This is a genomic window from Ruegeria sp. BG6 (assembly GCF_056538465.1).
The window spans coordinates 263,598-277,950 of record NZ_JBQFTB010000001.1; the positions used below are offsets into that span (position 1 = coordinate 263,598).

Genomic DNA, 14,353 nt, shown 5'->3' on the forward strand with positions numbered 1-14,353 from the left:
ATTTTCAGACAGAAGAAGACCGGGCTGCCCAGTCTGCCAGGGTGGTTTCGAGATCTCCGTAGCCGGTAAACCGCCGCTCGAATTCCAGGCCCATGCGGTCGGCGCAGTCGCGCGCGCGAGCGGTCAGATCGGGGTCGTCGGTTTGCGCCTGGTACACGAGCTTGGTGTAATTGCCGAAATACATGTCGCGCAGTTCAGGGTGCCGGTCGAGGCCCAGAGGTTTCCAAATGAACGCATCGAACTGGCGGGCCAGAAAGTCGGTCAGATAGAAAGCTGTGGTTTCATCCTCGCCGCGCGCCTCGAACCGGGTGTTCCCTTCGAAGAAGGAATAGCAATGCGGTCCCTGAACCATTTCGACACCCAGTTCGGCGCACGCCTTTTGCAGCAGCCCTCCGGTTCCGCAATCGGCGTAGACAACAAAGATCTGGTCATAATTGTCGCGATGTTTGGCGACGGCGTCCTCAACGGCCCGAGTGATGCGATCGGGGTGGATGTGCAGGATGGCAGGCAGGCAGGTCAGCGCCATGTGATCCCAGCCGTTTCGCTTTTTCAGATCCAGAATTTCACGTGCTAGCGCGCCGCAAGCCAGCAAAAGAATGCGCCCCTGTTTTTCATCGCTGGAATAGCCTTCGGTTGTAAGGCTGGCATCGTCAGGTATGCGGTCCTGTTGCATTGCATTGCCTCCCGGGCAGTCCTTTGATCAGAAAAGGCGCGATCCATCGATGTGGCAAGCCCTGTCGCGAAATCGAGTGACAACACGGCGAGAATTGCGACCGGGCGAACAAAAAAGCCGCCCAGTGGCGGGCGGCTTAATGAACTCAGTCCTGAGCTTGTCAGCCCGCCATTTGATTGTGCTTGCGCGACACAAAGTCCTTGGCGGTTTCCACAGCCACGGCCGCATCGCGGCAATAGGCGTCCGCGCCAATCGCTTTGCCGAACTCTTCGTTCAGGGGCGCGCCGCCCACCAGAACAATATAGTCATCGCGAACGCCCTGTTCGACCAGGGTGTCTATCACCACCTTCATGTAAGGCATCGTGGTGGTCAGCAGGGCCGACATGCCCAGAATGTCCGGCTCTTCCGATTCCAGCGCTTCCAGATAGTTTTCGACCGGGTTGTTGATGCCGATGTCGACCACGTCAAAACCAGCACCTTCCATCATCATCGACACGAGGTTTTTACCGATGTCGTGGATGTCGCCCTTGACGGTTCCGATCACCATCTTGCCCACGCGTGGGGCACCGGTTTCGGCCAGCAGCGGCTTCAGGATCGCCATGCCACCCTTCATCGCGTTTGCAGCCAGCAGTACTTCGGGAACGAACAGGATGCCGTCACGGAAGTCATGGCCAACGATGGTCATGCCGCCGACCAGCGCTTTGGTCAGAATGTCGTAAGGGGTCCATCCGCGTTCAAGCAGGATGTTCACACCTTCTTCGATTTCTTCTTTCAGGCCGTCATAAAGATCGTCGAACATCTGTTCGACAAGTTCGTCGTCATTCAGTTCGGACAGGACGATGTCTTCCTCATCGGACATGGGGCATTTCCCTGAGCTGTGCGGACCCTTGGCCCGTGGTGGCGTTTTTCCCGTTTTGACCATTTTGCCGCAGTTCGACTGTGACGATTGCGACGTCGGCCGATCCGGGACCGACTTATAGGTCAAATTATTGACCCGCCCGAATGAATAATTTGCAGAATGATCCTGCAACTCATTCAGATTATGACAAAGCCACGGACCAATGGCCTGACTCCGGATTCCATCGCTGTGGCGCGGCGATAATTAGGCGGAAATCGATGCTTGTGTCCGGGAAAAGCTGCATCTACATTGCAATGGAACAAAATGAGAACAGCGGGATGCAGCAACCTAACATTCGTGGCAGAGGTGTCGTGACAAACGCAACGGGGCGGTTTGAGCGTTTGCAGACCGTTGCCTGCGATGACGGTTGGGACATTGAAGAGGATCTTCCGCCCTTACGGACGGAACTGCGAGATGAATCCGCCCGTAGCCTGATCACCTATAACCGGTCGCCGGATCTTTCGTTCGACAGATCGATTAACCCTTATCGCGGGTGCGAACATGGGTGCGTGTATTGTTTTGCTCGCCCGACTCATGCCTATCTGGGATTGTCGCCGGGCTTGGATTTTGAAACCCGTCTGATTGCGCGCCCCAACGCCGCCGAAATCCTGCGGCGCGAGATGTCATCCAAAAGCTACCGGGTTGCGCCAATAGCAATCGGTACGAATACCGATCCCTATCAGCCGGTCGAGAAAACCCGTTTGATTACAAGGTCGTGCCTGTCCGTTCTCAAGGACTTCCAGCATCCGGTCGCGGTTGTCACCAAGGGTGCGCTGATCGAACGAGATCTGGATATTCTGGCGCCCATGGCTGAACGCGGATTGGCGTGCGTCGGGGTTTCTTTGACGACGCTGGATGCGCAACTGTCCCGCAGGCTTGAGCCTCGTGCGCCATCGCCACAGCGCCGCCTGCGGATGATCCGGCAGTTGGCTGGGGCAGGGGTCCCGGTTCGTGTCATGACCTCTCCGGTCGTGCCCGGGCTGACAGACCACGAGCTCGAAAACCTGCTTGAGGCCGGGAAGGAGGCCGGGGCCGAATCCGCCAGCTGGATCATGCTGCGCCTGCCACGAGAAGTCTCGGAGCTTTGGCGCGAATGGCTGTTGGAGCATGAGCCGGCACGGGCGAACAAGATCATGTACTTGTTGCGGGACATGCATGGCGGGCGTGAATACGACCCGCGTTGGGGTCACAGAATGCGCGGCGAAGGTGAATATGCGCAGATCATCGCCAAACGCTTCAGGCTGGCGACCAAACGATTGCAACTGAGTACCCGGACAACGCGTTTGCGGTGTGACCAGTTTGAGCGGCCGCCACAGGCTGGAGACCAACTTAGCCTGTTCTAACGAAAAACACCCCGGGCAGGCCGGGGCGTTCTGCGAAAATAGTCAGCTGCGATCAGCGGTTTTCGATATCCACATAGTCGCGCATTGTTTCACCCAGATACAGCTGGCGCGGACGCCCGATCTTGTTCTGAGGATCGGCGATCATCTCTTTCCACTGGCTGACCCAGCCAACGGTGCGGGACAGCGCAAAGATCGGGGTGAACATCGAAGTCGGGAAACCCATCGCCTCAAGAATGATGCCCGAGTAAAAGTCGACATTCGGGAACAGCTTCTTCTCGGCGAAATACGGGTCATCCAGCGCCTGCTTTTCCAGCGCCTTTGCAACTTGCAGTTTTGGGTTGTCTTCGATACCCAGCAGGTCCAGAACCTCGTCCGCCGATTGCTTCATCACCTTGGCGCGGGGGTCAAAGTTCTTGTAGACGCGGTGGCCAAAGCCCATCAGGCGGAACGGGTCGTTCTTGTCCTTGGCGCGAGCGATGTACTCCGGAATACGATCCACGCTGCCGATCTCTTCCAGCATCTCAAGACAAGCCTGGTTGGCGCCGCCATGCGCAGGACCCCAAAGGCATGCAACACCCGCTGCGATACAGGCAAACGGGTTCGCGCCCGAGGACGAAGCCAGGCGCACGGTCGAGGTCGAAGCGTTCTGCTCATGATCTGCGTGCAGCGTCAAAATCCGGTCCATTGCTCGGCTCAGGATCGGGTTTACTTCATATTCTTCTGCCGGCACTGCAAAGCACATGCTCAGGAAGTTGGACGCATAATCAAGATCATTGCGCGGGTAAACGAAGGGTTGGCCGATGTGGTACTTGAACGCCCAGGCGGCAATTGTCGGCATCTTGGCGATCAGGCGGTGCGACGCGACTTCACGCTGGTGAGGGTCGGAAATGTCGGTCGAGTCGTGGTAAAACGCCGACATTGCGCCAACAACGCCCACCATGATCGCCATCGGATGTGCGTCCCGGCGGAAGCCACGGTAGAAGTATTGCATCTGCTCATGCAGCATGGTGTGGCGCGTGATCGTGGTTTCGAACTTCTCCAGATCCTTTGCGACCGGCAGTTCCCCGTAAAGCAACAGATAGCAAACTTCGAGGAAATGCGACTTCTCTGCCAGTTGGTCGATCGGATAGCCCCGATGCAGCAACTCACCCTTTTCGCCGTCGATGTAAGTGATCGTGCTGTCGCAGCTTGCTGTCGACGTGAAACCGGGATCATAAGTAAAGACACCCGCCTCGCTGTACAGTTTGCGGATATCGATGACGTCGGGCCCGGCGGTCGGCGAATGAACCGGCAACTCATAATCCTTGCCATGGACATTCAGAGTGGCTGTTTTTTTGCTGTCGGTCATCGTTATCCCTTCCTCAATCATGCGCTGGCCGGATCACAGTCCGACCTTGCGGCGACGGCTGTACGCAGGCGTACAGACCGGGTGTTAGCCGAGCAGCGTTACCCGAATATGAAGATTGGGTTTATTTCGCTGCATCAGAAAGCCGTGCCAGGGTCTCATCCCGTCCCAGCACAAGCATCATGTCAAAAACCGAAGGCGTTACAGCCCGACCCGCCAGCACTGCCCGCAAGGGACCAGCCAGCTTGCCGAACTTGAGCCCCTGAGATTCAGCAAACGAATTCAGGGCGTCCTCCAGCTCGCTTCGCGTCCAGCTAACATTTTGCACGTGCGGCGTCAATTCTCTCAGTATACCATCGGATACAGATGAAAGAGCTTTTGCCGCTTTCTCATCGGGTTCGATGGGACGCGACGTCAGAACAAAATGTGCTTTTTCAAGCAGTTCGGGGAAAGTCCGTGCCCGATCCTTGAGGCAATACATCGCACGCTCGAGATCACCACTTTGTGTCGCGCTGAGAGCGGGTTCGCCGGCGGCGGCCAGGTAGGCTTCGATTTCTTGCCGCAGTGCAGCATCATCCGAAATCGCGACATGCTGGCCGCACAGGTTTTCCAGCTTTTTCAGATCGAAACGGGCCGGGCTTTTGCCGATACCGTCCAGGTCGAACCATTCTTTGGCCTGTGCATCGGTGAAGAACTCATCATCCCCATGGCTCCAGCCCAGACGCGCCAGATAATTGCGCATTCCGGCGGCAGGATAACCCATTGCCTGGTATTCCTGTGCTCCCAGTGCGCCGTGGCGTTTGCTCAGCTTTTTGCCGTCAGGCCCGTGAATCAGCGGGATGTGGGCCCAGACCGGGACATCCCAGCCCATCGCCTGATAGATCATCATTTGACGCGCGGCATTGTTCAGGTGATCGTCGCCACGAATAACGTGGGTCACGCCCATATCGTGATCATCGACCACGACGGCCAACATATAGACGGGGGTGCCGTCCGACCGCAGCAGAACCATGTCGTCCAACTGGTCGTTGCGAATGGTCACGTCGCCCTGAACCTGATCGCGGATTACGGTGCTGCCTTCCTGCGGGGCCTTGATGCGGATCACATAAGGCGCGTCTGGGTGCGAGGCCGGGTCGGCGTCGCGCCAGGGGCTGCTGAACAGGGTCGATTTTCCCTCAGCCCGGGCCTGTTCGCGGAAGGCGGCGATCTCGTCCTGAGTCGAGAAACACTTGTAAGCCTTGCCTTCTGCCAGCAACTGCAGCGCAACTTCGGCGTGGCGGTCCGCGCCCTCGAACTGGCTGATCACATCCCCGTCATGATCCAGACCCAGCCAGGCCATGCCCTGCAGGATGGCTTCTGTTGCTTCCGGGGTCGAACGTTCACGGTCGGTATCCTCGATCCGCAGCAGGAACTTACCGCCACGTCCCCGCGCATACAGCCAGTTGAACAGCGCGGTCCGCGCGCCACCGATATGCAGAAAGCCGGTAGGGGAAGGGGCAAAACGGGTGACGACCTGATCGGACATTGTGTTGATTAACCTTTTGGTAACCGTGTCGGGTTTAGTTTGGCGCCTGTCTAACGAGCCCGAAGGACGGGGGCAAGCATGCGCGTTCTTGCACGGATTGAGGTCGCGCTGCGGAACCAGAGTGGATCTTTGTTCCACTGGTCTCCGGTTTGTCTGGCCGCGGGTATTGGCCTGTACTTCAGTTTGCGGTTCGAGCCGGACCGGGAGCTGTATGTTTGGGTGGCTGGAATTGGCTTGGCAATCGGGATCCTCGGGGTTCGGTTGCGGTCCGGCTGGGCGGCGTTGGCATTGGGGGGTGCGCTGATCGCTGGCGGGTTCATTCTTGCTGGCGCGCGTTCCCACATGGTGGCAGAGCCGGTCCTGTCGTGGCGTTACTACGGCCCGGTCGAGGGGCGGGTCGTGGCCCTGGATCGCTCTGCGTCGGATGCGCTGCGGGTCACGCTGGACCGGGTACGACTAGGGGATCTACCCGTAAACAGCAGGCCCCGGCGCATCCGGCTTTCTTTGCACGGTGGCGCGGTGTCTTTGGTTCCGGGGCAACGGATTATGACAACGGCTCATCTTTCGCCACCCCAGGGTCCGGTGGAACCTGGCGGGTTCGATTTCCGCCGACATGCATGGTTCCAGCGTCTGGGGGCCGTTGGATACACGCGCGTTCCAGTACTTACCACCGAAGCGGCGACGGCAGGTGATGGCCAAATTTGGATCGCGTCCTGGCGGGCCACGATTTCGAGCAAGGTTCGTTCAGTCCTGCCCGGTGAGGTCGGAGGATTTGCCGCTGCCGTTACAACAGGGGACCGCAGCGGCATGGGGCAATCCACGCTTGAAAGCCTGCGGGCCTCGAATCTGGCACATCTTCTGGCGATTTCCGGCCTGCATATGGGGCTGCTGACCGGGTTCGTTTATGTGGTTTGCCGTATCGGGCTTTCTGCGGTTCCACCATTGGCGTTGCGCGCACCAGTTCGAAAACTGTCAGCCCTGTGCGCTCTGTTCGCCGCCGTGATCTATCTGCTGCTTTCCGGTGGAAGTGTCGCCACGGAAAGGGCCTTTATAATGGTTGGTGTTATGCTCGGGGCCGTGCTGATCGACCGGCGAGCTATCTCTCTGCGCACAGTAGCGGTAGCCGCATTAGCAGTATTGGTTCTGCGCCCGGAATCTTTGCTGAGCCCGGGCTTTCAGATGTCATTTGCTGCCACTACAGCCCTGGTTGTTGTGTTTGGTGCATTGCGAGATTTTGGCCCGCTCCCCGGTCCCAAATGGCTTAGACCGGTTGCAGGAGTCCTCTTGTCATCTGCAATTGCAGGCTTGGCAACTGCCCCGATCGGCGCGGCGCATTTCAACACGATGTCGCACTACGGGTTGCTGGCGAACGTTTTGTCAGTACCTGTGATGGGAACAATCGTGGTGCCATCGGCCGTGGTTGCGGCCTTGCTGTCACCCTTTGGGCTGGAAGCATTGGCGTTAGGCGTCATGGGAATCGGCCTGCGCTGGATTTTGGGCGTTTCCGAATGGGTGTCAGGGCTGGAAGGCGCGCAAGGCTTTGTCGCCAGCCCACCAGACTTTGTGCTGCCGGTGTTTGCACTGGGTGCTTTGTGGTTTTCTCTGTGGCATGGCAAGGCGAGATGGGCCGGTGTGGTGCCCGTTACCACGGCTTTTTTGATGTGGGTGCAGGGGCACCGCCCCGAGGTTCTTATCGCCGATTCCGGCGCGTTGGTTGGTGTGATGACCGAGAACGGTCGGGCGCTGAGCAAGGCGAAAGGAAGCGGCTTTGTCGCGTCGGTCTGGCTTGAGAATGACGGTGACGGTGTTGATCAAGTGCTCGCAGCCGGAAGGTGGCCGCAGACGGACAAAAAAATCGCCCGATATGACCTGAAAGGCACTGAACTGGTACATCTGTCCGGCAAAAAGGCGGTTCAACTGTTTGATGAATGCAAATCCAACCAGATCATCGTGTCTGCTTTTGAACTGTCGTTGAGCGGGGGATGCCAAATCATCGATGCTGGGATTCTGCGACAGACCGGCAGCCTTTCCATCTCGGGTCAGACTGTGCGAACAAGCTCGGAACTGTCGGGCCAAAGGCTATGGTCCCCGGGCAGGCCCGGGAACTCCTGAGCGGTCAGTAAGTACGGATCAGGCCGACGAGTCGCCCCTGAACCCTGACTTTGTCCTCGGGCAGAACACGGGTTTCATAGGCCGGGTTTGCGGCTTCCAGCGCAATGGCTTGGCCACGGCGGAAGAACCGTTTCAATGTTGCTTCCTGCTCTTCAACCAGGGCCACTACGATATCGCCGTTGTCTGCTGTCGATGTTTCCCGGATTACAACTACGTCACCGTCGTTGATCCCGGCATCGATCATCGAGTCACCGCGAACCTCAAGCGCATAGTGTTCGCCCTTGCCGGACACCATCGTGCCGGGAACCGCCACGCGATGCGATACATGGCTGATCGCTTCGATCGGGACACCAGCAGCGATCCGCCCCATGACCGGCAATTCCAGTGCGTCGACTGAAACAGGTTCGAAATTCGCAGGGCGCGGGCCCGCTGGTTTGTCACCTTCAATCACGCGGGGCGAGAATGCGGCCGTGGGTTCGCCGCCGAGACTTTCAGGCAGCTTCACGATCTCGATCGCGCGCGCGCGGTGGGCGAGGCGTCGGATAAACCCGCGTTCTTCCAATGCAGTGATCAGGCGATGAATGCCGGATTTCGATCTGAGGTCCAGCGCCGCCTTCATTTCATCGAAACTTGGCGGAACACCGTCCGACTGCACGCGTTTGTGGATGAATTCCAGCAAATCCAATTGCTTCTTGGTCAGCATTGCTCACACCTCGATGCTCATACGTTTTCTTTTGTTCTACGCATGTTCACGTTTTGTGTCAACGAATTTGCCGTTTTTCAGATCGGCAGGTACTGAACCTCGTCACCTGTATCGCGCGCTGGATCGTGCGGAGGGCGAACGATCAGAGCATTCGCCTGTGCAAGAACACTAAGCAGGGAACTGTCCTGATCCGCACAGGCCCGGATACCGTTTTCGTCCCGAATGGCGCGCATATAATGTTCGCGCGGGCCGTTGTCCCCTACTGGTTCAGTCAGTTTCGCGGATCTGAGCGGTTGCAGCGTCTGCTCCAACCCCAGCATCCGTCGAACCATGGGAGCGAGGAACAGGTAGCCACATACCATGGCACTGACCGGGTTGCCCGGCAGACCCACCATAGCTGCATCCCCTAAACGTCCTGCCATCAACGGTTTTCCCGGGCGCATGCGGATTTTGTAGAAGGCGCGCTGCATCCCAAGACCTTGCGAAACGTCAGACACCAGATCGTAGTCGCCAACTGACGCACCACCGATCGTAACCACCAGATCTGCTCCTTTCGCCAGAGCGAACGCGGTTTCAAGTGATGAGACCGTGTCCTGTGCGATCGGCAGCATTCGCACTTCGGCGCCCAACCCCTGCAGCAACGCATGCAAGCCAAAGGTGTTGGAGGCAATGATCTGATCCGGGCCGGGTATTTCGCCGGGCATTACAAGTTCATCGCCCGTAGAGATCAACGCGACCACCGGTTTGCGTGTCACCGGAACGACCGGGATGTTCATGGCAGCCATCAGCGCCACGTCTTCGGCACGAATCTGGCGCGGCGCGGTGATTTTGGCACCGGCTCTGAAATCAACTCCGGCAGGACGTATGTTCGTTTTCTGACCAGGTGTATCCGTTATGGTGATCAGATCCCCTCGGCGCTCGACTTCTTCCTGAATGACCACGAAATCGGCACCATCCGGTACTGGAGCGCCGGTGAAGATCCGAACGGCCTGTCCCGGGCCGACAGTTCCTTCGAAACGTTGGCCTGCTGCCGATTCACCCACCAGTTTGAACATGGCATGAAGTTCGACTTCGGTCGATTTGACGGCGTACCCGTCCATTGATGATGCCGCGAATGGAGGCTGATCACGCGTGGCTGCTACATCTTGATTCAGAATGCGGCCTGCGGATTGGGCAAGCGGGACATGTTCGACTGGCAATGGTTCAACCAGGTCAAACAGCAGTTCCCGGGCTTCTTCAACGGTGATCATTCCGCCTCATAACGCCCTGATTTTCCGCCGTCTTTCAGAAGAACGCGGATGCCCCCGATCTCCATTGCCTTGTCCACAGCCTTGGCCATGTCATACACCGTCAATGCAGCAGTAGACACGGCGGTCAGCGCCTCCATCTCGACGCCGGTCTGGCCGGACGTCTTAACCGTCGCCTCAATCCGAACACCCGGCAGATCGGGATCAAGCATCAGTTCCACCGATACTTTCGTCACAGGCAGGGGGTGGCACAGAGGGATCAGGTCTGGCGTCTTTTTTGCACCCATGATGCCCGCAAGGCGTGCAATACCCAGGACATCACCCTTTCTGGCCCGACCTTCGGAAATAATTTCAAAGGTTTCCTGTGCCATCCTGATGTGGCCGGCCGCAACGGCAATACGGTCCGTCACGGCCTTGTCCGACACATCCACCATATGCGCCTGACCCTGAGCGTCAAAATGGGTCAATGGCATCACATCACCCCGGGAACCAGAGGACGCGCCAACAGGGCGCGGGTCGCTGCCTCGACATCATCCTGACGCATCAGGCTTTCGCCGATCAGGAAACAGCGCGCGCCGTACCGAGCGATATCAGCCAGATCTTCCGGCGATCCCAGACCGCTTTCACAGACGATGGTTCGATCGGCCGGAACCAGCTTCGATAGTCGCCGCGTTGTGTCAAGAGTGGTCTCGAACGTCTTGAGATTACGGTTGTTTATTCCGATCAGCGGGCTTTTCAAAGCTGCCGCGCGTTCAAGTTCTGTCTCGTCATGTACTTCGATCAGGACGTCCATGCCCCAATCGATTGCTGTCTGTTCCAATTCGGCGGCCTGAGAGTCCTCGACGGACGCCATGATGATCAGAATGCAATCGGCACCAAGCGCGCGGGCCTCAATCACCTGATAGGGGTCGTACATGAAATCCTTGCGCAGAACGGGCAGGGAAACGGCCTCGCGCGCCTGAACAAGATATTCCTTCGCGCCCTGAAAACTGGGGGTATCGGTCAGAACAGAAAGGCAGGCGGCACCACCATCCTCGTACGCTTTGGCCAGTGCGGGCGGATCAAAATCCGGGCGTATCAACCCTTTCGACGGACTGGCTTTCTTGATCTCTGCGATCAGCCCATACCCGGAACGCGCGGCGGTGTGCAATGCTTCGGCGAACGCACGAACTTCGGGTGCTTCGCGTGCCTCGCTTTCCAGCGTTTCCAGTGCCTTATTCGCCTTATCTGCCGCAACCTCTTCCAGTTTGTAGGCTTTGATTTTGTCCAGAACGGTCTCGGTCATGCGGCTTCCTGTGTAATTCGGGCAAGAGTTGTGATTTTTTCCCAGGCTTTGCCGCTGTCGATACTCTCAACGGCCATTTCTACGCCATCGCGCAAGTCACTTACAGCATCCGCAACGACAAGCGCCGCAGCAGAATTCAGCAGAACGGCGTCACGATAGGCCGATGGTGCGCCATCCAGCAGGGCGCGGAACGCAACTGCGTTTTCTTCCGGTGTGCCGCCAAGGATATCTTCGAACGGATGCACGGGCAGTCCGGCATCTTCGGGGTGCAGTTCAACCTCCTTTACGATCCCGTCTTCCAGAGAAGCAACCCAACTGACGCCGGTGATTGTCAGTTCATCGGTTCCGTCCGAGCCGTGAACCAGCCAGGCGTGCTCCGCCCCCAACAGGCCGAGGGTTTCGGCCATGGGCCGGATCAGATCGCGGCTGAACGCGCCGGTCAGTTGCCGTTTTACTCCGGCGGGGTTCGTAAGCGGGCCGAGGATATTGAAGATCGTTCGCGTGCCCAGTTCCTGTCGGCTTGGCATCACATGGGCAATTGCCGGATGATGCATGGGCGCCATCATGAAGCCAATGCCAGCTTCTTTCAAAGCTTTTTCAACCGTTTGCGGGCCGACCATCACGTTGATGCCCAGCTGCCCCAGCGCGTCTGCCGCGCCGGATTTAGAGCTGAGATTGCGATTGCCGTGTTTTGCCACAGTTACACCTGCGCCAGCCACAACAAAGGCGGTTGCGGTGGAGATGTTCAGCGTACCCTTGCCATCGCCACCGGTGCCAACGATGTCGATTGCCCCGGGTGGTGCTTTGACGGCATTGCACTTTGTGCGCATGACGGCGGCGGCCGCGGCGTATTCATCCACGGTTTCACCGCGCGTGCGCATGGCCATCAGCAACCCGCCAATCTGACTGGGCGTGGCTTCGCCATCAAAAAGGATGCCAAAGGCCTGCTCGGCCTCGGACCGGGTCAGCGGGCGGTCGGCCGCGGCCCCGATCAGCGGTTTAAGTGCGTCGCTCATGCGGGGACTTTCAGTTCTTGCAGGAAGTTTTTCAACAGCGCGTGCCCATGCTCCGATGCGATGGATTCGGGGTGGAACTGGACGCCGTGGATCGGCAAATCCCGATGCTGCAGACCCATGATGGTGCCGTCCTCCAGCTCGGCCGTGATCTCAAGGCAATCAGGCAGGCTTTCACGCTCAACGATCAGTGAATGATACCGGGTTGCTTGGAACGGGGAAGGCAGGCCCGAGAAGACCCCTTTGCCTGTGTGGTGCATGATACCCATCTTTCCATGTACGATCTCGTGGCACCGCACGACTTTCCCGCCAAAGACCTGTCCGATGGTTTGATGTCCAAGACATACACCCATCAACGGAGTGCGTGTCTCGGCGGCCGCCTGCGTCAGGGCCAGGCAAATCCCGGCCTGATCCGGGTCGCAGGGACCGGGGCTGAGCAGAATGCCGGCCGGGTTCATGGCCATTGCCTCCTGCACGTCCAGCGCATCATTGCGGCGAATGACCATTTCGGCACCGAGTTCGCCCAAATAATGTACCAGGTTGTAAGTAAACGAGTCGTAGTTGTCGATCAGCAGCAGCATTTGGGCACTTGTCTCGGCTTGGGCATTTCGGGCTGGCGATGCAACCACGGGCCACGGTATAATGTCGGGACATACATGCTCAGGCTTGTGGGGCAGCGTCAAGGGGACATCCCGCAAAGGACAGACCTGACAGGGAATTGCCGCAGCAGACGGCGCAGAAGCGATCGACGCAGAGAAAGACGAGAGGCAAAAGAAATGGGCGGATTTGTCGGAGGAATAATCGCCGGTGCGGTTGTCGTGCTGGCTTTGGGCGCGGTTCTGTCGTTGAACACGCCTTTGTCGTCAAAACCGGCCGTCTCAACGCACGCACCCGAACCTGCGCCGCTCGAGGATCCGGTGTCGACGGCCGATGCACCGGATGCCGGAACCGACGCCGATCTGGTCGAACTTCCGCCTGAAGCACCGGAACCCGTCGATGAACAATCAGATTCCCTTGCAGGGGTGACAAATGTCGACCCCACGCCGGATACGCAACCCGTCGTAGGAGAGAGTGAGCCCGCAATCGAAACGCCGGACGTAGCGCCCGAACCTGAAGTTGCGGTTGGCCCCGACGCGCCGGTTGCACAACCCGCCCCTGCAATTCCCGCTGGCACGCCACAGGTCGATTCTTTGCCTGAGGTGGCCGATACCGCGCCTGAACCTCCGGCACCACCAGCCGAAGAAGTCGCTGTTCTGGAACCGGAAGCAGAGCCTGCACCACTGCCGAGCAAGCCGGAAGAACCGAAGGTTGAGAATCCGTTTGAAAACAGCCCCATTGCCGTGGAAGGGGATGAAGATACTCTTCCTCGCAATCTGCCCCGTATCGCGACCTTGCCGCAGATCGGGGGCGATCAGCCCGCAACGGCGGGCTCGACAATTGGCAGGCGCGTGGTTCCCTTGACTGAACGGGACGACCCTGTTGTGGAAGCCGAAGAGACCGAGCAGGTGCCGGTCGGAAAACCGATCGAGGCATACGCGGCCAGCTTTGAAAACCCGGAATCCAAGCCCTTGATGTCGATCATCCTCATTGACGACGAAGGTGCCTTTGGGGCCGAGGCTTTGCGTGATTTTCCCTATCCGCTGAGTTTCGCGATCAGCCCGTCGGATCCTGACGCCGCTGAAAAGATGGCGCGCCACCGCGAGGCCGGTTTTGAAGTAATGGCCATCGCGGACTTGCCGGAAGCCGCAAATGCACAGGACGCCGAGGTGTCTTTGGCGGTCTGGTTCGAGACGCTGCCGGAAACGGTGGGTATTCTGGAAGGTGTAAACACCGGCATTCAGGGTAATCGTCAGGTGGCGGATCAGGTGGCGGCGATTGCGGCCGGAACCGGGCGCGGTCTGATCACGCAGGACAACGGTTTGAACACGGTTCAGAAACTCGCTGCCCGCAACGGGACACCTTCAGGTGTCGTGTTCCGCGACATTGACGGAGCAAGGCAGGACCCGAAGATCATGCGCCGCTTTCTGGATCAGGCCGCATTCCGGGCCGGGCAGCAGGGGACGGTTGTGATGCTGGGACGTTTGAGACCAGAAACGATTTCCGCACTGCTGCTGTGGGGGCTTGAGGATCGCGGCAACCGGGTTGCAATGGCACCGATCTCGGCCGTGATGTTGAAAGAAGTTCAGTAAATGTCAGGGAAAATTCAATA

Annotated in this window: 13 protein-coding genes; 3 read left to right on the forward strand and 10 right to left on the reverse strand. The window is 58.5% G+C overall.

Translation table 11 applies throughout. From position 1 onward, the window contains the following. Positions 1–4 precede the first annotated feature (4 nt). Positions 5–673 (reverse strand): DUF1638 domain-containing protein, encoded by a 669-nt coding sequence (locus ACR0JW_RS01340; protein WP_170677294.1) that lies wholly within the window; start codon positions 671–673, stop codon positions 5–7. A gap of 160 nt (positions 674–833) precedes the next feature. Then, entirely contained in the window at positions 834–1,532 is a 699-nt protein-coding gene (locus ACR0JW_RS01345; protein WP_170614919.1) for a corrinoid protein, read from the reverse strand. A 317-nt stretch (positions 1,533–1,849) separates the two neighbouring features. On the opposite strand from ACR0JW_RS01345, the gene ACR0JW_RS01350 reads away from it, so the two are divergent. After that, positions 1,850–2,914, forward strand: a complete 1,065-nt coding sequence (locus ACR0JW_RS01350; protein WP_170677292.1) for a PA0069 family radical SAM protein — start codon at positions 1,850–1,852, stop codon at positions 2,912–2,914. A 52-nt stretch (positions 2,915–2,966) separates the two neighbouring features. On the opposite strand, the gene gltA is transcribed toward ACR0JW_RS01350, so the two are convergent. Next, a complete protein-coding gene (gltA, locus tag ACR0JW_RS01355) occupies positions 2,967–4,262 on the reverse strand; it encodes a citrate synthase (protein ID WP_170614921.1) in 1,296 nt (431 codons plus the stop codon). A gap of 121 nt (positions 4,263–4,383) precedes the next feature. Continuing rightward, positions 4,384–5,784 carry a glutamate--tRNA ligase gene (gene gltX / locus ACR0JW_RS01360; RefSeq protein ID WP_170824513.1) on the reverse strand — a complete coding sequence of 467 codons (1,401 nt, stop codon included), beginning with the start codon at positions 5,782–5,784 and terminating at the stop codon, positions 4,384–4,386. A gap of 78 nt (positions 5,785–5,862) precedes the next feature. On the opposite strand from gltX, the gene ACR0JW_RS01365 reads away from it, so the two are divergent. Further along, a complete protein-coding gene (locus ACR0JW_RS01365; protein WP_170677288.1) occupies positions 5,863–7,896 on the forward strand; it encodes a ComEC/Rec2 family competence protein in 2,034 nt (677 codons plus the stop codon). 4 nt (positions 7,897–7,900) lie between these two features. Here the strand turns inward: ACR0JW_RS01365 and lexA are convergent, their stop codons facing one another. From lexA to ACR0JW_RS01395, 6 genes are all read right to left on the reverse strand, one after another. Further along, a complete protein-coding gene (gene lexA / locus ACR0JW_RS01370; RefSeq protein WP_170614924.1) occupies positions 7,901–8,599 on the reverse strand; it encodes a transcriptional repressor LexA in 699 nt (232 codons plus the stop codon). 77 nt (positions 8,600–8,676) lie between these two features. Beyond that, entirely contained in the window at positions 8,677–9,849 is a 1,173-nt protein-coding gene (locus ACR0JW_RS01375) for a molybdopterin molybdotransferase MoeA (RefSeq protein WP_170677284.1), read from the reverse strand. Continuing rightward, the gene (gene moaC, locus ACR0JW_RS01380; protein WP_170677282.1) at positions 9,846–10,319 is read right to left on the reverse strand and encodes a cyclic pyranopterin monophosphate synthase MoaC; all 474 of its coding nucleotides are present in this window, start codon (positions 10,317–10,319) and stop codon (positions 9,846–9,848) included. Before moaC ends, ACR0JW_RS01375 begins: the two co-directional genes overlap by 4 nt. Next, positions 10,319–11,131 carry an indole-3-glycerol phosphate synthase TrpC gene (trpC, locus tag ACR0JW_RS01385; protein ID WP_170824515.1) on the reverse strand — a complete coding sequence of 271 codons (813 nt, stop codon included), beginning with the start codon at positions 11,129–11,131 and terminating at the stop codon, positions 10,319–10,321. The genes moaC and trpC overlap by 1 nt, the downstream gene beginning before the upstream one ends. Continuing rightward, complete coding sequence (trpD, locus tag ACR0JW_RS01390; RefSeq protein ID WP_170677278.1) at positions 11,128–12,147, reverse strand: anthranilate phosphoribosyltransferase; 1,020 nt, start codon at positions 12,145–12,147, stop codon at positions 11,128–11,130. Before trpD ends, trpC begins: the two co-directional genes overlap by 4 nt. Further along, complete coding sequence (locus ACR0JW_RS01395) at positions 12,144–12,725, reverse strand: aminodeoxychorismate/anthranilate synthase component II (RefSeq protein WP_170677276.1); 582 nt, start codon at positions 12,723–12,725, stop codon at positions 12,144–12,146. Before ACR0JW_RS01395 ends, trpD begins: the two co-directional genes overlap by 4 nt. A 195-nt stretch (positions 12,726–12,920) precedes the next feature. Here ACR0JW_RS01395 and ACR0JW_RS01400 point away from each other — a divergent pair, with 195 nt between their 5' ends. Next, entirely contained in the window at positions 12,921–14,333 is a 1,413-nt protein-coding gene (locus tag ACR0JW_RS01400; RefSeq protein WP_170677274.1) for a polysaccharide deacteylase family 2 protein, read from the forward strand. Positions 14,334–14,353: the final 20 nt, after the last annotated feature.